At 71.6% G+C, this 18,201-nt stretch carries 10 protein-coding genes; 4 read left to right on the top strand and 6 right to left on the bottom strand.

The genetic code is table 11. From position 1 onward, the window contains the following. Positions 1-18 precede the first annotated feature (18 nt). From ABUW04_RS23660 to ABUW04_RS23645, 4 genes are all read right to left on the bottom strand, one after another. Positions 19-3,870 (bottom strand): multifunctional oxoglutarate decarboxylase/oxoglutarate dehydrogenase thiamine pyrophosphate-binding subunit/dihydrolipoyllysine-residue succinyltransferase subunit, encoded by a 3,852-nt coding sequence (locus ABUW04_RS23660; RefSeq protein ID WP_030257401.1) that lies wholly within the window; start codon positions 3,868-3,870, stop codon positions 19-21. Positions 3,871-4,130: 260 nt separating this feature from the next. Next, positions 4,131-5,291 carry a sensor histidine kinase gene (locus tag ABUW04_RS23655; RefSeq protein WP_051725605.1) on the bottom strand — a complete coding sequence of 387 codons (1,161 nt, stop codon included), beginning with the start codon at positions 5,289-5,291 and terminating at the stop codon, positions 4,131-4,133. Continuing rightward, entirely contained in the window at positions 5,288-6,016 is a 729-nt protein-coding gene (locus tag ABUW04_RS23650; RefSeq protein ID WP_030257395.1) for a response regulator transcription factor, read from the bottom strand. The genes ABUW04_RS23655 and ABUW04_RS23650 overlap by 4 nt, the downstream gene beginning before the upstream one ends. Positions 6,017-6,205: 189 nt before the next feature. Continuing rightward, on the bottom strand, positions 6,206-6,922 hold the full coding sequence (locus ABUW04_RS23645) for a spermine/spermidine synthase domain-containing protein (RefSeq protein ID WP_380566506.1): 717 nt from the start codon (positions 6,920-6,922) through the stop codon (positions 6,206-6,208). A gap of 154 nt (positions 6,923-7,076) precedes the next feature. Between ABUW04_RS23645 and lon the strand changes: the two genes are divergently transcribed. Further along, positions 7,077-9,521: an endopeptidase La gene (gene lon / locus ABUW04_RS23640; protein ID WP_030257384.1), complete on the top strand. Its 2,445-nt coding sequence runs from the start codon at positions 7,077-7,079 to the stop codon at positions 9,519-9,521. A 128-nt stretch (positions 9,522-9,649) separates the two neighbouring features. Next, positions 9,650-11,128 (top strand): FtsW/RodA/SpoVE family cell cycle protein, encoded by a 1,479-nt coding sequence (locus ABUW04_RS23635; RefSeq protein WP_051725604.1) that lies wholly within the window; start codon positions 9,650-9,652, stop codon positions 11,126-11,128. A 151-nt stretch (positions 11,129-11,279) separates the two neighbouring features. Here the strand turns inward: ABUW04_RS23635 and ABUW04_RS23630 are convergent, their stop codons facing one another. Both ABUW04_RS23630 and ABUW04_RS23625 read right to left on the bottom strand, forming a co-directional pair. Then, entirely contained in the window at positions 11,280-12,497 is a 1,218-nt protein-coding gene (locus ABUW04_RS23630; RefSeq protein WP_380566505.1) for a YVTN family beta-propeller repeat protein, read from the bottom strand. Further along, a complete protein-coding gene (locus ABUW04_RS23625) occupies positions 12,497-13,315 on the bottom strand; it encodes a polysaccharide deacetylase family protein (RefSeq protein ID WP_380566504.1) in 819 nt (272 codons plus the stop codon). Before ABUW04_RS23625 ends, ABUW04_RS23630 begins: the two co-directional genes overlap by 1 nt. A 127-nt stretch (positions 13,316-13,442) precedes the next feature. On the opposite strand from ABUW04_RS23625, the gene ABUW04_RS23620 reads away from it, so the two are divergent. Together ABUW04_RS23620 and ABUW04_RS23615 are read left to right on the top strand one after the other, a co-directional pair. Further along, positions 13,443-14,237, top strand: a complete 795-nt coding sequence (locus tag ABUW04_RS23620; protein WP_380566503.1) for an enoyl-CoA hydratase/isomerase family protein — start codon at positions 13,443-13,445, stop codon at positions 14,235-14,237. A gap of 144 nt (positions 14,238-14,381) precedes the next feature. Next, positions 14,382-18,122: a S8 family serine peptidase gene (locus tag ABUW04_RS23615; RefSeq protein WP_380566502.1), complete on the top strand. Its 3,741-nt coding sequence runs from the start codon at positions 14,382-14,384 to the stop codon at positions 18,120-18,122. Positions 18,123-18,201: the final 79 nt, after the last annotated feature.

The raw sequence follows: 18,201 nt of genomic DNA, 5'->3' as shown, positions 1-18,201 counted from the left end.
GGCCCGTCGGGTCGGGGGTCAGATGGCGAAGACGTCCTCGACGAGTTGGTGCTGTTCGGCGGCGTGGCGCTTGGCGGAGCCGACGGCGGGGGCCGAGGAGGCCGGGCGGGCGACGCGGCGCAGGCGGGAGCCGTTGGCGTTGCGGCCGACGACCACGTCCAGGTGGTCCACCAGGTTGAGCGCGATGAACGGCCAGGCGCCCTGGTTGGCCGGCTCCTCCTGGGCCCAGACGTACTGGACGTCGTCGCCGTAGCGCTGCAGCTCCTCCTGGAGCTCGGCGATCGGCAGCGGGTAGAGCCGCTCGACGCGGACCAGTGCCGTGTCGGTGATGCCGCGCTCGGTGCGGGCCGCCTCCAGGTCGTAGTAGAACTTCCCGGCGGTGATGACGACCTTGCGGACGTTGGCCGGGTCGACCGTGGAGTCGCCGATCACCGGGCGGAACGCTCCGCCGGTGAACTCCTCCGCCTTGGAGGCCGCGGCCTTCAGCCGCAGCATCGACTTCGGGGTGAAGACGATCAGCGGCTTGTGGTGCGGGTTGTGCACCTGCCACCGCAGCAGGTGGAAGTAGTTGGACGGGAGCGTCGGCTGAGCCACCGTCATGTTGTTGTCGGCGCACATCTGCAGGAAGCGCTCGATGCGCGCGGACGAGTGGTCCGGTCCCTGGCCCTCGTAGCCGTGCGGCAGCAGCAGGGTGACCCCGGAGGTCTGGCCCCACTTGGCCTCGGCGGAGGTGATGAACTCGTCGACGATGGTGGAGGCGCCGTTGACGAAGTCGCCGAACTGGGCCTCCCACGCGACCAGCGCGTTCTTCCGGGCGAGGGAGTAGCCGTACTCGAAGCCCATGGCGGCGTACTCGGAGAGCAGGCTGTCGTAGACGGTGTAGCGGGCCTGGTCCTCGGTCAGGTAGAGCAGCGGGGTGTAGTCCTCGCCGGTGACCCGGTCGACCAGCACCGCGTGCCGGGTGCCGAAGGTGCCGCGGCGGCTGTCCTGGCCGGCGAGCCGGACCGGGTGGCCCTCCATCAGCAGCGAGCCGATGGCGAGGGTCTCGCCCATGGCCCAGTCGATGGTGCCGTCGTCGATGCTGGCGGCGCGGCGCTGCAGCTGCGGGAGCAGCCGCGGGTGCACGGTGAGCCAGTCCGGCAGGGCGACCTGGGACTCGGCGATGCGCTTGACCATCTCCTGGGAGATGCCGGTCTGCACCCGCACCGGGAAGGTGGCCTGCGGACGCTCGCTGGTGGCCGGGGCCGGGCTGGCGTTGGCCTCGCGGACCTCCACGAAGACCTTCTCCAGCTGGTCCTGGTAGTCCTTGAGCGCCTGCTCGGCCTCCTCGACGGTGATGTCGCCGCGACCGATCAGGCCCTCGGTGTAGAGCTTGCGCACTGAGCGCTTCTTGTCGATCAGGTCGTACATCAGCGGCTGGGTGAACGAGGGGTTGTCGGCCTCGTTGTGGCCGCGGCGGCGGTAGCAGATGAGGTCGATGACCACGTCCTTGCCGAACGCCTGGCGGAACTCGAAGGCCAGCCGGGCCACCCGGACCACGGCCTCCGGGTCGTCGCCGTTGACGTGGAAGATCGGGGCCTCGATCATGCGCGCCACGTCGGTGCAGTACGTGGACGAGCGGGAGGCGGCCGGGGCGGCGGTGAAGCCGACCTGGTTGTTGATCACCACGTGCACGGTGCCGCCGGTGCGGTAGCCGCGCAGCTGCGACATGTTCAGGGTCTCGGCGACCACGCCCTGGCCCGCGAAGGCCGCGTCCCCGTGGATCTGCACGGCGAGCACGTCGAAGGAGTTGCCGGCCTTGTCCAGGATGTCCTGCTTGGCGCGGACGATGCCCTCGACGACCGGGTCCACCGCTTCGAGGTGGGAGGGGTTGGCGGCCAGCGAGACCTTGAGGCTCTCGCCGTCGATGCCGGTGAAGGTGCCCTCGGAGCCCAGGTGGTACTTGACGTCGCCGGAGCCGTGCATCGACTTGGGGTCCAGGTTGCCCTGGAACTCGCGGAAGATCTGGGCGTAGGACTTGCCGACGATGTTCGCCAGCACGTTCAGGCGGCCGCGGTGGGCCATCCCGATCACGGCCTCGTCCAGCTTGGCCTCGGCGGCCGAGTCCAGCACCGCGTCCAGCAGCGGGATGACGGACTCGCCGCCCTCCAGCGAGAAGCGCTTCTGGCCGACGTACTTGGTCTGCAGGAAGGTCTCGAACGCCTCGGCGGCGTTGAGTCGGCGCAGGATGCGCAGCTGCTCCTCGCGCTCGGGCTTGTCGTGGCCGCGCTCGACCCGGGCCTGGATCCAGCGGCGCTGCTTGGGGTCCTGGATGTGCATGTACTCGATGCCGATGGTGCGGCAGTACGAGTCGCGCAGCACGCCGAGGATGTCGCGCAGCTTCATGGTCGCCCGGCCGGCGAAGCCGCCGACGGCGAACTCGCGCTCCAGGTCCCACAGCGTCAGGTCGTGCGCCTGGACGTCCAGGTCGGGGTGCTTGCGCTGCTTGTACTCCAGCGGGTCGGTGTCGGCCATGAGGTGGCCGCGGACCCGGTAGCTGTGGATCAGCTCCATGACCCGGGCGGTCTTGTTGACCTCGTTGTCGTGGCTGTTGTCCACGTCGGTGGCCCAGCGGACCGGCTCGTAGGGGATCCGCAGCGACTCGAAGATCTGGTCGTAGAAGTCGGCCTGGCCGAGCAGCAGCTGGTGCATGGTGCGCAGGAACTCGCCGGACTGCGCGCCCTGGATGACCCGGTGGTCGTAGGTCGAGGTCAGCGTCATGACCTTGGAGACGCCCAGGCGGGAGAGGGTCTCCTGGGACGATCCCTGGAACTCGGCGGGGTACTCCATCGCGCCGACGCCCAGGATGGTGCCCTGACCGGGCATCAGGCGGGGGACGGAGTGGACCGTGCCGATGCCGCCGGGGTTGGTCAGCGACGCGGTGACGCCGGAGAAGTCGTCCACCGTCAGCTTGTTCTGGCGGGCCCGGCGGACGATGTCCTCGTAGGCCTGCCAGAAGCCGAAGAAGTCGAGGGTCTCGGCCTTCTTGATGGCGGCCACGACCAGCTGGCGGTCGCCGTTGGGCTTGGTGAGGTCGATCGCCAGACCGAGGTTGACGTGCTCGGGCTTGACCAGGAAGGGCTTGCCGTCCTTCTCCTGGAAGCCCTGGTTCATGGCCGGCATCGCCTTGATGGCCTGCACCATGGCGTACCCGATGATGTGGGTGAAGGAGACCTTCCCACCGCGGGCGCGCTTGAGGTGGTTGTTGATGACGATGCGGTTGTCGATCAGCAGCTTCGCGGGGACGGCACGCACGCTGGTCGCGGTCGGCATCGAGAGCGAGGCGTCCATGTTCGCCACGATCCGTGCAGAGGGGCCCTTGAGGGCGATCAGCTCGGGACCGGTGGGGGCGACGGGGGACGTCACGTTCTTGCTGTCCTTAGGGGTGTCGGCCACATCGGCCGGGGTGGAGGCGGACCGGGGCGCGGGTGCGGGCGGAGCCGGGGGCTTCGGCGGCACGGCGACGGCCGGTGCGGCAGGGGTGGTGACCGGAGTTGCGACCGGAGTGGCGACCGGCGGTGCGGGGGCGGCGGCCGGCGTGGGAGCCGGTACCGGCGCGGGCGTCGGCGGCGGCGCGGGGGCCGCTGCCGGGGTCGAGGGGGCCGCGGCGGTCTGTGCTGCCGCCGTCACCTCGGCTCCGGCGGGGGCACCCGACTGGCCCGCCTTCTCACCGGCCTTGTAGTCGGCGAAGAAATCCCACCAGGCCCGGTCGACGGAGTTCGGGTCCTGGAGGTACTGCTGGTAGATCTCGTCGACCAGCCACTCGTTCGGGCCGAAGCCCGGGTCGGTGCTGGTAGAGCTGTTCGAGGTATGGGGGGACTCTGGCGACACGGCGGCAACCGCCCTCTTCCGCTTCCTTAAGAATGGTGGACAGCGGATGCCAAGGCTACGCCCCCGACACCTGTCCGCGCAGGTCCCGCCCCCCGGCCGTCGCGCAGATCACAGTCCGGCCGTCGGTTTTGGCGCGAAATCGATGTGTGAAGTCGGTCGTGATCGGGGATAACGATTGGCTGTTCGGTCCGGACCGGTCGGAAAATCACGACATTCAGGTCGATTTCACCGAGCTGCCGACCGCACTTCGGGCAATTGTCTCAGGTCTGTCCCAAACGGACAGGCGAGCGTTGCCCCGGCAGGGTGATCCGGATCAGGCAGCCCACCGGGGAGTCCGCGACCGCGATGGTCCCGCCGTGCAGGTCCACCGCCCAGCGGGCGATGGCGAGGCCCAGACCGGTGCCGCCGTCGCTGCCGGGGCCCTGGGCGGAGGCGCCGCTGCCGCGGCTGAAGCGTTCGAAGACCCGGTGCCGGTCCTCGGGGCGGATGCCCGGGCCCTGGTCGGCGACCTCCAGCAGCAGGCCCTCGTGGCCGCCGCTGCCCAGCGCCCGGGCGCGGACGGTGACGGTGCCGTCCCTGGGGCTGTGCCGGCAGGAGTTGTCGACCAGGTTGGCGACCACCTGGTGCAGCCGCTCCGGGTCGGCGACGGCGGTGAGCCCGGGGGAGACGTCCAGCGAGAGCGAGACGTCGTGGCGCCTGCGGCTGGCCCCGCCGGAGGTGGAGCCGTCCATGCTCAGACCGCGGAGCACCCCGGAGAGGAAGGGCTCGACGCCGAACTCCCGGGTGTCCAGGGAGGTGACCCCGTCCGCGATCTTGGAGAGGTCGAGCAGATGGGCGACCAGCCGGCCCAGGCGCTCGGTCTGCTCCAGGGCCGCCGCCATGGTGGCCGGCTCCGGCCGGACCACCCCGTCGACCACGTTCTCCAGCACGGCGCGCAGCGCGGCGATCGGGGTGCGCAGCTCGTGCGACACATTGGCGATCAGCTCGCGGCGCTGCCGGTCGGCGGCCTCCAGGTCGGCGGCCATGGTGTTGAAGGCGGTGGCCAGCTCGCCCACCTCGTCGCGCGAGGTGGCCCGCACCTCGCGGCTGTAGTCGCCGGCGGCCATGGCCCGGGCGGCCGCGGTCATCTCCCGCAGCGGCGCGGTCATCCCGTGCGCCAGCAGCTGGGTGATCAGCAGCGAGGCCACCACGGAGAAGATCATCACAATGCGGATCTGGGTGTCCGAGTTCAGCGCCAGCACCACCATCAGGGTGGAGATGCACACCGAGGTGATCACCAGGACCGCGAGCTTGGCCTTGATCGAGCGGAGCGGGTCCAGCGGGCGCAGATCCGCCCAGACCCGCTGCGCGGCGCGGCGCAGCGGGCCGGGACGCGCGGCTTCCTGCTGGACGCTGCTCCTCGCCCCCCTGGTGGCGCTCATGGCGTCGGGGCCTCCAGGGCGTAGCCGACGCCGTGCACGGTGCGGATCCAGTTGGCTCCGATCTTGCGGCGCAGCGCCTTGACGTGGCTGTCGACGGTGCGGGTGCCGGAGGCGTCGGTCCAGTCCCAGACCTCGGCGAGCAGCTGCTCGCGGGTCAGTACCGCCCGGGGCTGCTGGGCCAGGCAGGCCAGCAGGTCGAACTCGGTGGGCGTCAGGTGGATGTCGCCGCCGGCCACCCGGACCCGGCGCTGGACGTTGTCGATCTCCAGCTCGCCGAGGCGCAGGGTGCCGCCCATCGGCGTGCGGGCCGCCAGCTGGGCCCGCTCCACCCGGCGCAGCAGGACGTTGACCCGCGCCGCCAGCTCGCGCATGGAGAACGGCTTGGTCATGTAGTCGTCGGCGCCGACCCCGAGCCCGACCAGCATGTCGGTCTCGTCGTCGCGTGCGGTCAGCATCAGCACCGGGACCGGGCGGTGCGCCTGGATCCGGCGGCACACCTCCAGGCCGTCGAAGCCGGGCAGCATCACGTCCAGCACCACCAGGTCGGGCTGCCAGGTCTGGAAGCAGTCCACGGCGGTGGGCCCGTCATGGGAGATCGCCACCCGGAAGCCCTCGGCGCCCAGCCGGGCGGCGATGGACTCGGCGATGGTCGGCTCGTCCTCCACGACCAGGACCCGTCGCTGACCACCGGTCCCGTTGGTCTCCTGCTGCTGTGCATCCGTCACGGTCACGCCACCGCCCCCAGGGCTTGCGGGTATCTCGGAACGCCTGTGGGGGCGCCCCAGCTCGCATCGTCTCGTCCGTACTTGTCCGTTGCCGCCGCTCCCACCGGCCGAAGCCTACGGACCGGTGCGGTCCCCCGAAGCCCAGTCTTCTACAAACCGGTCTTTCGGGGGGCGGCATGGGCGTAGACCCTACCCGCCGTTCGTGGGAACAGAAATCGCAAGGTACACGACATCTGGTAGACCGCGCTCCACCTGGACGCCCACCGGGATGGTGCTGACCACCGGGAAGCGGCTCCGCAAGCGCTCCTCGAAGGCGGGGGAGGGGGCCGCGCTCCAGAAGGCCAGCACGCCGTTCGGGGCCAGTACCCGCTGCACCAGGTCCAGGCCGGACTCGGTGTAGAGGGTGTCGTTGGACTCGGTGACGGTCCAGTCCGGACCGTTGTCGATGTCCAGGCAGAGCGCGTCGTAGCGCTGGTCGGTGGTGCGGAGGTGCCGCAGCAGGTCGTCGTGGACGATCCGGGTGCGCGGGTCGTCGTGGCCGCCGCCGGCGAAGGGCGCGAGCGGCGCGCCGGCCGCGGTGTGCCAGTCGATCACGGCCTGCTCGCGCTCCAGGACGGTGATCCGGCCGGGGCGGGGGTCGGCCGAGGCCTCGGCCAGCGAGAAGCCGACCCCCAGGCCGCCGATCAGCAGGCTCGCGCCCCGGGGTTCGGCCAGCGCGTCCAGCGCGGCGGTGACCAGCAGGCGCTCGGAGCGGCCGTCCGAGGTGTCCATCAGGAAGCAGCCGTTGGCGATGATCTCGAAGTGCTCGCCACGGCGGCGCAGCACGGCTTCGCCGTAGGGGCCGTCGCGGCGGTCGAGGACTTCGGGGAGGTTGGGCACGTCGGGGAGGTCAAGCGGGACGGGCATGGCAGGGGCTCTCTCCGGTGTTGCTGAGGTCTGTCGGGCCCTCGCCATTCTGCCCCAGCAGGCCGATCGCTCACGGCGAACAGCGTTGGGGAACACCAGGGGGGTCAATGTCCTTTAGTCCATGTAACTCAACTTTGATTACTGGGGAGAGATCATGGCGAACGCCTCTTCATTGACCCTGCCGGTACTGCCGCTCGATGACGAGGCGGTGCTCCCCGGCATGGTCGTCCCGCTCGACCTGTCCGACCCCGACGTGCGATCCGCCGTCGAGGCCGCGCAGGCAGCGGTGCGGGACAGCGGGGCGCACGCCCCCGGTATCCGTACCGTCGCGAGCGCCCGCAAGGCGCGGGTGCTGCTGGTTCCGCGGATCGACGGCTCCTACGGTGCGATCGGCACCCTGGCGACGGTCGAGCAGGTCGGCCGGCTGGCCGACGGCGACCCGGCCGCCCTGGTCAGGGGCGTGCGACGGGTGCGGATCGGCGCCGGCACCACCGGTCCCGGCGCGGCCCTGTGGGTCGAGGCCGAGCCGATCGAGTCCTCCGTGCCGGACCCGCTGCCCGGCGCCGTCGCCGAGCTGGTGCGCGACTACAAGGCGCTGACCACCACCTGGCTGCAGAAGCGCGGTGCCTGGCAGATCGTCGACCGGGTCGCCGCCATCGAGGACGTCTCCGACCTGGCCGACAACATCGGCTACGCGCCGTTCCTGACCGGCGCCGAGAAGGTGCAGGTCCTGGAGGAGCTGGACCCGGTCGCCCGGCTGAAGCTGTCGCTGCAGCTGCTGCGCGACCACCTGGCCGAGGCGGATGTCGCGGAGACCATCCGCAAGGACGTCCAGGAGGGCATGGAGAAGCAGCAGAAGGAGTTCCTGCTGCGCCGGCAGCTGGAGGCGGTCCGCAAGGAGCTGTCCGACCTCAACGGCGACCCGGACTCCGAGGAGGAGGACTACCGGGCCCGGGTGGAGGCCGCCGACCTGCCCGAGAAGGTCCGCGAGGCCGCGCTCAAGGAGGTCGACAAGCTGGAGCGCTCCTCCGACGCCTCCCCCGAGGGCAGCTGGATCCGCACCTGGCTGGACACCGTCCTGGAGCTGCCCTGGAACGAGCGCAGCGAGGACGAGTACGACATCGCCGGCGCCCGGGCGGTGCTGGACGCCGACCACTTCGGCCTGGACGACGTCAAGGACCGGATCGTCGAGTACCTGGCGGTGCGCAAGCGCCGCGCGGACAAGGGCCTGGGCCAGGTCGGCGGCCGTCGCGGAGGCGCGGTGCTGGCGCTGGTCGGCCCGCCCGGGGTCGGCAAGACCTCGCTGGGCGAGTCTGTGGCGCGGGCCATGGGCCGGTCGTTCGTCCGGGTCGCGCTGGGCGGCGTCCGGGACGAGGCGGAGATCCGCGGACACCGGCGCACCTACGTCGGCGCGCTGCCCGGACGGATCGTCAGGGCGATCAAGGAGGCCGGTTCGATGAACCCGGTCGTGCTGCTGGACGAGATCGACAAGGTCGGCTCGGACTACCGGGGCGACCCGGCGGCGGCGCTGCTGGAGGTGCTGGACCCGGCGCAGAACCACACCTTCAGGGACCACTACCTGGAGGTCGAGCTGGACCTGTCCGACGTGGTCTTCCTGGCCACGGCCAACGTGCTGGAGGCCATCCCGGAGGCGCTGCTGGACCGGATGGAGCTGGTCCGGCTGGACGGCTACACCGAGGACGAGAAGGTCGTCATCGCCAGGGACCACCTGCTGCCGCGTCAGCTGGAGCGGGCCGGCCTGGGCGCCGACGAGGTCGTGGTGGCCGAGGACGCGCTGCGCAGCCTGGCCGGCGAGTACACCCGCGAGGCGGGCGTCCGCAGCCTGGAGCGGGCCGTCGCCCGGATCCTGCGCAAGGTCGCGGCCCAGCAGGAGCTGGGCGCCGAGGGCGCCGAGCTGCCCCGCACGGTCACCGCGGGTGACCTGCGCGGACTGATCGGCCGTCCGCACCACACCCCGGAGGCCGCCCAGGAGCCCGGCGAGCGCCGTACCTCGGTGCCCGGCGTGGCGACCGGACTGGCCGTCACCGGGGCGGGCGGTGACGTCCTCTACATCGAGGCGTCGCTGGCCGACCCGGAGACCGGCTCCACCGGGCTGACCCTCACCGGCCAGCTGGGCGACGTGATGAAGGAGTCGGTGCAGATCGCGCTCTCCTTCCTGCGCTCGCACGGGGCCGAGCTGGAGCTGCCGGTCACCACGCTGCGCGAGCGCGGCGTCCATGTGCACGTCCCGGCCGGGGCCGTGCCCAAGGACGGTCCGAGCGCGGGTGTCACCATGACCACCGCGCTGGCCTCGCTGCTCTCCGGGCGCAAGGTCAGGACCGAGGTGGCGATGACCGGTGAGGTCTCGCTGACCGGTCGGGTGCTGCCGATCGGCGGGGTCAAGCAGAAGCTGCTGGCCGCCGACCGGGCCGGGATCACCACGGTGCTCATCCCATCCCGCAACGAGGCCGACCTGGACGACGTCCCGGCCGAGGTGCTGGAGCGGCTGACGGTGCACCCGGTCTCGGACGTCCGCCAGGTGCTGGAACTGGCCCTGGAGCCCGCGGTGACGCTCACCAAGAGCGTGCTCGCAGCCTGATCACGGTACCTGCGTGACCGAAACACCCGCCGTCGGAACCGTCGCTTCGAGGGGGCCGTCCCTGTTCGGGACGAGACCTGCGAGAATGCGACGGTTCTGACGGCGAGTTGGTTGGGTGGGTGCGCGCGATGGGCGGACGACGAGCAGCGGGGAGCCTCCCCGGTGCCGCTGCCAGGGCCTCCGGGTTCACCGGGCCCCCGGCGAAGAAGCGGAACCTGGAACTGCTGCTGATCCTCTTCGCGATCGCGATCTGCGGCTTCGCCGAGGCCAGCGTCGAGCTGGCGATCAACGACAAGCTGCCGAGCAGCTTCGCCACCATGGTCGGCGGTCTCGCGGTGCTGGCGCTGGTGGCGCACCTGGTAGTGCGGCAGTGGGCGGCCTACGCCGATCCGCTGATCCTGCCGATCTCGATCCTGCTCACCGGGCTGGGCCTGACGCTGATCCACCGCCTGGACGAGGCCACCGTCAAGCAGAACCCGCACAACGTGACCATGGCCTCCGGCCAGATCATGTGGACGGTGATCGCCATCGCGGTCTTCGCCGGGTTCGTGGTCTGGGTCAAGCACCACCGGGTGCTGCAGCGCTACACCTATCTGGTGATGGCGGTGTCGCTGGTGATGCTGGTGGCCCCGGCCTTCTTCTCCGGGGACACCTACGGTGCGCGGCGCTGGATCCGGCTGGGACCGCTGTCCTTCCAGCCCGGCGAGTTCACCAAGCTGGCCATCATCGTCTTCTTCGCCAGCTATCTGATGGCCAACCGGGACGCGCTGGCGCTGGTCGGCCGGAAGATCATGGGGATAAGTCTGCCGCGCGGCCGGAACATGGGGCCGGTGCTGGTGATCTGGGCGGTCAGCCTGGTGGTCCTGGTCGCCGAGTCCGACCTGGGCACCTCGATGATCTTCTTCGGTGCCTTCATCGTGATGCTGTACATCGCCACCGAGCGCACCGGGTGGCTGGTGCTGGGCTGCGGGATGGCGCTGGCCGGGGCGGTGGCGGCGGGCACGCTGGTCTCGCACGTCACCTACCGGGTCAACAACTGGCTGGACCCGATGGACTACTACACCCACGTGGTCAACGGGCAGCCGCCGCTGGGGAGCTCGCCGCAGCTGGCCCAGTCGCTGTTCGCGCTGGCCAACGGCGGGTTCACCGGCACCGGGCTGGGTCTGGGCCACTCCATCCTGATCGGCTTCGCCTCGCGCAGCGACTGGATCCTGGCCACGGTCGGCGAGGAGCTGGGGACCGCCGGGCTGATGGCGGTGCTGCTGCTGTACATGCTGCTGGCCCAGCGCGGGATGCACACCGCGATCCGGCTCACCGACCCGTTCGGCAAGCTGCTGGCCTCCGGGCTGGCGGCCACGCTGATCCTGCAGGTGTTCGTGGTGTCCGGGGGGGTCATCGGGCTCATCCCGCAGACGGGTAAGGCGCTGCCGTTCCTGGCGCAGGGCGGGTCGTCGACGGTGGCGAACTGGATCATGGTGGCGCTGCTGATCAAGCTCAGCGATGCGGCGGGGCAGGCGGAACTGACTGCTCCGCAGGATCCGGCTGAGACGCTGACGATTTCGGCCGAGGAGATTGCGGCTGCGCGGGCGGAGTTCGGGGCGGCGTAGGCCGTTTTCGGGTGCGGGTCGTTGGTGGCTTGTCGCGCAGTTCCCCGCGCCCCCATCTAGCTGCAACTGAACCGCTGTGGGCCAGTTGCAGCCCCCCAGGGGCGCGGGGAACTGCGCGACCAGCCATGCACATGCCGCAGTCGAAGAACCGTCAGCGGAAGACGCCCGTGTGGCCGAGGGAGTAGCGGCCGGGTTGGGGGTAGACGGCCAGGCCGTGTGGTCCGTCGCCGACGGGGATGCGGGCGATGAGGTGTCCGTCGGTGGTGGACATCGCGTAGACCTCGGAGTTGTAGCGGCCGGAGAGCCACAGCACCTTGCCGTCGGCGGAGACCCCGCCCATGTCCGGGCTGCCGCCGCCGGGGATCTGCCACTTGTGCACCAGCTTGCCGGTGGCGAAGTCCAGGACCGAGACCGAGCCCTCGCCGCGGTTGGAGATGTAGAGGTACTTCGAGTCCCGGCTGACGTAGAGGCCGTGCGCGCCGGCGCCGGTCCTGAGCAGGGTGGGCACCGAGAAGGTGTCGCCGTTCAGCTCCCAGACGCCGTTGGCCATCATGTCGGCGACGTACCAGACCCGGCCGTCCGGGGAGATCTTGACGTCCTGCGGCATGGAGCCGTCGTAGGGGATCCGCTGCCTGGCGATGATCGCCATCCTGGCGGTGTCGACCTTGAGCAGGTCGCCGGAGAACTCGCAGGAGACGATGAAGTACTTCCCGTCCGGCGAGAAGTCGGCGTGGTTCACGCCTTCGCAGCCCGCCGGGACCGACTTGACCACCTTCATGGTGTGCGCGTCCCGGAACACCAGGGCGTGGTCGGCCGAGGCCATCACGATCGCGTGCTTGCCGTCCGGGGTGAAGTAGAGGTTGTAGGGGTCGTGCACGTCGACCTCGGCGCCCATCCGGCCGGTGGCCGGGTCGATCGGGGTGAGGCTGTTGCCGAGGTCGTTGTTGACCCACAGCGTCTTCAGGTCCCAGGAGGGCACCACGTGCTGGGGCTGGTGGCCCACATGCAGTGTCTGGATCACCTTGTAGGTGGCCGGGTCGATGACGCTGACCGTGTCCGAGAGGGTGTTGGGGACGTAGACCCGGGACGGGAAGTCCTTGACCACCGGGGAGAGCGCGTTGGGACGGTCCGCCGCGTAGATGTCGGTGGGGGAGAGCAGCGGCGGCATCCCGGGGAGGGCGTCGGTGCTGCCGGGCGCCGCGGCGCCGGAGGCCGCCGCGGTCCCGGCCGCGGGCCTGGCGTTGACGGCGGCGGTCCGGTCGCCGTGGTCGGCCGAGCAGGCCGAGGCGAGCAGCAGGCTGCCGGCGGCGAGCGCGGCGCAGGCCGACAGCGGGAGCATCCTGGTTCGGGAGAGCGGCGAGGATCGCATCAGCTGAGCAGCTCCGAGGTTGTGACCGCGCGCAGTCCGCGCCGGTGCAGGCCGTCGAGGATTCCGGGCATCGCACTGACCGTGCCGCTGTGCCCGAAGTGCAGGCTGACCAGGGAGCCCGGGCGTACCGCGTCGAGGACGGTCCGGGTCACCGCGGCCGAGCCGGGGTCGGTGTAGTCGAGGGAGTCCAGGTCGTAGCTGAGGCAGTGCCGGTAGCCGGCCCGGCGGGCCTGCGCGGCCACCGTCGCGGTGCAGTCCTGGGCCTGCGAGGGGCGGAACCAGCGTCCGGGGCTGCCGGTGAGCTGTTTCAGCCGGGCGGCGCAGCGGGCGATCTCGGTGTAGGCCTGTTCGGCGGTCATGGTGGAGATCGGGCCGTGGTTCTGGGTGTGGTTGCCCAGTTCGTGGCCGCCGTCCAGGATCCGGGTGGCCATCTCGGGGTACTCGTCCAGCCAGCTGCCCACGGCCATCACGGTGACCCTGGCGTCGGCCCGCTCGGCCTCGGCCAGCACCGCCGCGGCGATCGCCGGATCGCCCTGGCCGTGGAAGGTGAGCGCGGCCTCCGGGCGGGTGCGCGGGCCCGAGGTGATCTCGAACGGCAGCCCGGCGGCGAGAGCGGGCAGGGCGGAGGCGCCGCCGGTGCTCGGTGCCGCCGACGCGAGGGCGGTGGCACGGGCCGACGGCGGGACGCTGGACGGGGCGGTGCCGGCGGCCGCGTCGGTGTGCACGCTGCCCGAGTTGGCCGAGCAGGCGGCGGTCAGCGAACCCGCGGCGCCGAGGGCCGCGATCCGCAGCAGGCCGCGACGGTCGAGTGGGGTCACCCGTCGAACTCTAGGGTCGGCGGATCGGTCCCGCGCGGTGAACGATCGGGCGCCGACCGTAGAGTGGCGCCTGGTCAGCATGGTGTTCACGGGACCTGTCCAGGTCCGGGCGGTGGAGGTACGGGCAGTGCTGAAGGATCGCCAGGAGCTGCCGTACGGGGTACCCGGGCTCCGGGTCGCCCTGGGTGAGGACGGCATCGCCGTGCTGACGCTGGACCGCCCGGAGAAGCGGAACGCGCTCACCCGGGCGATGTGGCAGGCGCTGCCGGGGCTGTTGCGGGAGCTGGCCGAGGAGCCCGGGCTGCGGGTGCTGCTGGTGCGCGGCGCCGGCGGGAACTTCAGCGCCGGGGCCGACATCGCCGAGCTGCGCGAGGTGTACGCGGACCCGGCGACGGCGGACGACTACCACGCCGTCAACGTCCGGGCCGAGGAGGCGCTGACGGCCTTTCCGCATCCGACCCTGGCCGTGCTCAGGGGCGCCTGTGTGGGCGGCGGCTGCCAGCTCGCGGTCGCCTGCGACCTGCGCTTCGCCGCGCCGGACGCCCGGCTCGGCATCACCCCGGCCAAGCTCGGGATCGTCTATCCGGCGGTGCCGACGGTGCGGCTGACCCGGCTGGTCGGCCCGGCCCGGGCGACCTATCTGCTCTGTTCGGGTGAGCTGGTACCGGCGGCGACGGCGCTGGTCTTCGGGCTGGTCGAGGAGGTCGCCGAGGACGTGGAGGCCAGGGCGCTGGAGTTCGCCCGGATCCTCGCCTCGCGTTCGGCGCAGACCCAGGGCGCGGTGAAGGCGGTGATCGCGGCCGAGCTCGGCGGCGGGGACCCGCGGGCCGCGGTGGCCGGGTGGGAGCGGGCGTCGCGGACCGCGCCGGATGTGGCGGAGGGGCTCGCAGCGTTCATCGAGCGTCGGCAGCCCAAGTTCTGACAGTTCGCCGGATAGTGGGGCGACCGGTCCGGCGTATAGCTGCCAGGGCGGTTATCCGCCATTCCCGGCGGCTATTTTTGATGATGTTCATACCAAGGATGTCTTCCAACCTCTGCTGTCTCGCAGATCCAGGAGGACACCCCTGTGCCACCCTCTCTCTTCCGGCGCCGCGGACTGATATCCGCCGCCGCCGCTCTGGCGCTGCTGGCGGTCACCCCGTACGGCGCCCGCGCGAGCAGCCCGACCGGGGCCGCCGCCGCGACCGGCGCCGGTACGGCGGTCACCCGCACGGTCACCCTGATCACCGGCGACACCGTCACCGTGAAGACCCTCAGCGACGGGCGCAGCGTCGCCACGGTGCAGCGCCCGCACGGGCTCACCGGCGGCGTGCGGACCCGGACCGTGGGCAAGGAGCTGTACGTCTACCCCGACGAGGCGCTGCCCTACGTGGCCGCGGGCGTGCTGGACCAGCGGCTGTTCGACGTCACCGCGCTGATCGCGGACGGCTACGACGACGCGCACACCGGCACGCTGCCGCTGATCGTGCAGTACGGCACGGCGGTGGCGGCGAAGTCGGCCGCCCCGGCCGTGCCCGGGCTGACGGCGACCCGGCAGCTGTCCTCCATCCGCGGCGCGGCGGCGACCGTCAGCCATGCCGGGGCGGCCGGGATGTGGCAGTCGCTGGCGCCGGCCGGCACCGGGGCCTCGGCCCAGGCACGTTCGCTGTCGGCTCCGGCGGTCTTCGCCGACGGGGTGACCCACATCTGGCTGGACGGCAGGGTGAAGGCCACCCTCGCGGACAGCACCGCGCAGATCGGCGCCCCGGACGCGTGGGCGGCCGGGACCGACGGCAAGGGTGTGGACGTCGCCGTGCTGGACACCGGGATCGACACCCAGCACCCGGACCTGGTGGGGCAGGTGGACGCGAGCCAGAGCTTCGTCCCGGGCGAGGACATCGAGGACCGCGTCGGCCACGGCACCCACACCGCCTCGACCATCGCGGGTACCGGCGCGGCCTCGGCCGGCAAGGAGAAGGGCGTCGCCCCCGGAGCGCACCTGCTGGTCGGCAAGGTGCTCGACGACACCGGGTACGGCCAGGACTCCTGGGTGCTGGCCGGGATGCAGTGGGCCGCGCAGACCGAGCACGCCAAGGTCATCAGCATGAGCCTGGGCGACCCGAGCGTGGTCGGCGACGGCAGCGATCCGATGAGCCAGGCCGTGGACAGCCTCAGCGCCTCCACCGGCGCGCTGTTCGTGATCGCGGCGGGCAACAGCGGATCGGCCGGGGTCAGCTCGCCGGGCTCGGCGAGCTCGGCGCTGACCGTCGGCGCGGTCGACTCGGCCGACAACCTGGCGTACTTCTCCAGCACCGGGCCGCGGGCGATCGACGGCGACCCCAAGCCGGAGATCACCGCCCCGGGCGTGGACATCCTCGCGGCGCGCTCCCAGTACATGACCGACGGCAGCGGCTACTACACCACGATGAGCGGCACCTCCATGGCCACCCCGCACGTCGCCGGCGCGGCGGCGCTGGTGGCCGAGGAGCATCCGGACTGGACCGGGCAGCAGATCAAGGACGACCTGGTCAGCACGGCCGCGCTGACCCCGCAGATCGCGGTCGGCGACGGCGGCAGCGGACGGGTGGACGCCAGGGCGGCGGTGCTGGGAACGGTGCACGCCAGCGCCAGCGCCTGGTCCGGCTACTACGCGTGGCCGCACACCGACGACAAACCCGGCGTCAGGACCGTCACCTACAGCAACACCGGCAGCGCGCCGATGACCTTGGACCTGGCGGCCGACGTGACCGCGCCGGCCGGGGCCTTCACCCTCTCGGCGTCCTCGGTGACCGTCCCGGCGAACGGGACCGCGCAGGTCACCGTCTCCGGCGATCCCGCCAAGGCGCCCTACGGCAACACCGACGGCCAACTGGTCGCCACCGATGCGAGCAGCGGCGCGGTGGTCGCGCACACGCTGATCGGCATCGACAACGAAGCGGAGATGTACAACCTGACGGTGGACGCCACCGACCGGGCCGGTGCCCCGCTGGGCGGCAGCGCGGTGCTCTTCGAGGCGGGCTCGCAGGACGCGCAGATCGTCACCGTCCCGGACAGCGGGAAGCTGACGCTGCGTCTGCCCAAGGGCGAGTACTCGCTGCTGCTGGAGGCCGACCTGCCCGGCGCGGCGGGCCCCGCCGACCTGGGCCTGGCGATGCTGTCGGCGCCGCAGATCCAGCTGACGGCGGACCGCACGGTCGCCCTGGACGCGCGGCAGGCGCAGCGGGTCTCGGCGGTGACGCCGAAGCGCAGCGAGAGCCAGGAGACCCGGCTGGAGTGGTACCGCTCGGCGGGCGGGACCAGCTTCGACGAGAGCGACATGATCCCGGTCAAGTACACCAGCCTGTGGGCGCAGACCACGGCCCCGGTGACGGACGGCTCGTTCTCCTTCGTGGCACGCTGGCGCGACGCCGAGCCGATGCTGACGGTCAGCGGTGCGGGCCAGTCCTTCACCGACCTGCTGCAGCAGATCGGGGCGACCCCGCTCCCGGCCGGGTCGAGCAGGCTGGCCGCGGTGTACGCCGGACAGGGCGCGACCGCGGACTACGCGGGCCTGGACGCCAGGGGCAAGGCCGTGGTGGTGGACGACAACACCACGGTCGCCCCCACCGACCAGGCGGCGGCCGCCGTCGCGGCCGGGGCCAAGCTGCTGCTGGTCGTCTCAGGGGCGCCGGGACGGGTCAGCAACTGGTACGGCGCAGCGGACTACTCGGCGAACAGCCCGATCGCGGTGGCCTCGGTGACCACGACCGAGGGCAGGGCGCTGGAGGCGGCGATCACCGCGGGGACGCGGGCGACGACGCTGTCGGTGGGGTCGCAGCCGGTCCCGTCCTACGCGTACGACCTGGTGGAGCGTCATGACGGCGCAGTCCCGGCCCAGTTGACGTACCGTCCGAAGGCCTCGCAGCTGGCTGAGGTCGACAACCGGTTCGCCTCCCCGTCGGGGGCGCAGACCGGCAGTGAGGGCCGCTACGACATGCAGGACTTTGACTCCTACGGGACCGGCTTCGACCTGGTCCAGCAGCTGCCGGCGACCCGTACCGACTGGGTCACCCCGGGCGCCGGGTTCACCTGGTACGACGAGGCGAGCAGCCAGACGGTGCAGGAGCGTGCCCCGCTGCAGGCCTTCACGGCGGGCAGCCGGCAGCCGTACGACTGGTTCTCGCCGGTGCTGCACCCGAGGCTGAACACCTCGACCTGGCTGCCGCAGCGCAACGCCGACTGGATGACGGTCAACATCCCCGGCTGGGGCGACGCCATGCCCGGTGACAGCGGATTCGACCAGGGCAACGGGCAGTTGAACGAGACGCTGTGGCTCTACCAGGGCAGCACCCTGATCAAGAAGTCCAACTACCAGGCGATCTACACGGACGTGCCGGCGAGCGCGACCCCGGTGCCGTACCGGCTGGTCGCGGCGACCAACCAGGTGGGGGCGTTCCCGTACACCCCGGGCAGCCGGACCGAGTGGACCTTCACCTCGGGGACCACCGACCCGTCCGTGGTGGACACCCTGCCGCTGATCCAGCTGGACTACGGCGTGGCCACGGACCTGACCGGCAGGGCCTCGCGGTCGACCACGCTGACGCTGACGGCGTCCGAACTGGCCGAGATGTCGCGCACGTCGAGGATCACCGGCGGCACGCTGGAGGTCTCCTACGACGACGGCAGCAGCTGGAAGGCGCTGAAGCTGACCAGGACGGCGACGGGCAGTTGGACGGCCCGGCTCACGGCGCCCAGGTCGGCGCTGGTGGCGTCGCTGCGGGCCACCGCCCGGGACGCGAACGGCAACACGGTGACGCAGACCGTGCTGGAGGCGTTCGGGCTGAAGTAGCGGGGAGCTGAAGCAGCGGGGGAGTGGTGCGGAGGCGGTCCGTTCTCGGGGGAGACGGACCGCCGCCGCGGCTCATGCG

Source organism: Streptacidiphilus jeojiensis (genome assembly GCF_042510965.1).
GTDB classification, from domain to species: Bacteria; Actinomycetota; Actinomycetes; order Streptomycetales; family Streptomycetaceae; genus Streptacidiphilus; species Streptacidiphilus jeojiensis.
The sequence above is the reverse complement of the archived record's forward strand: the minus strand, read 5'-3'. Positions and strand labels throughout refer to the sequence as shown.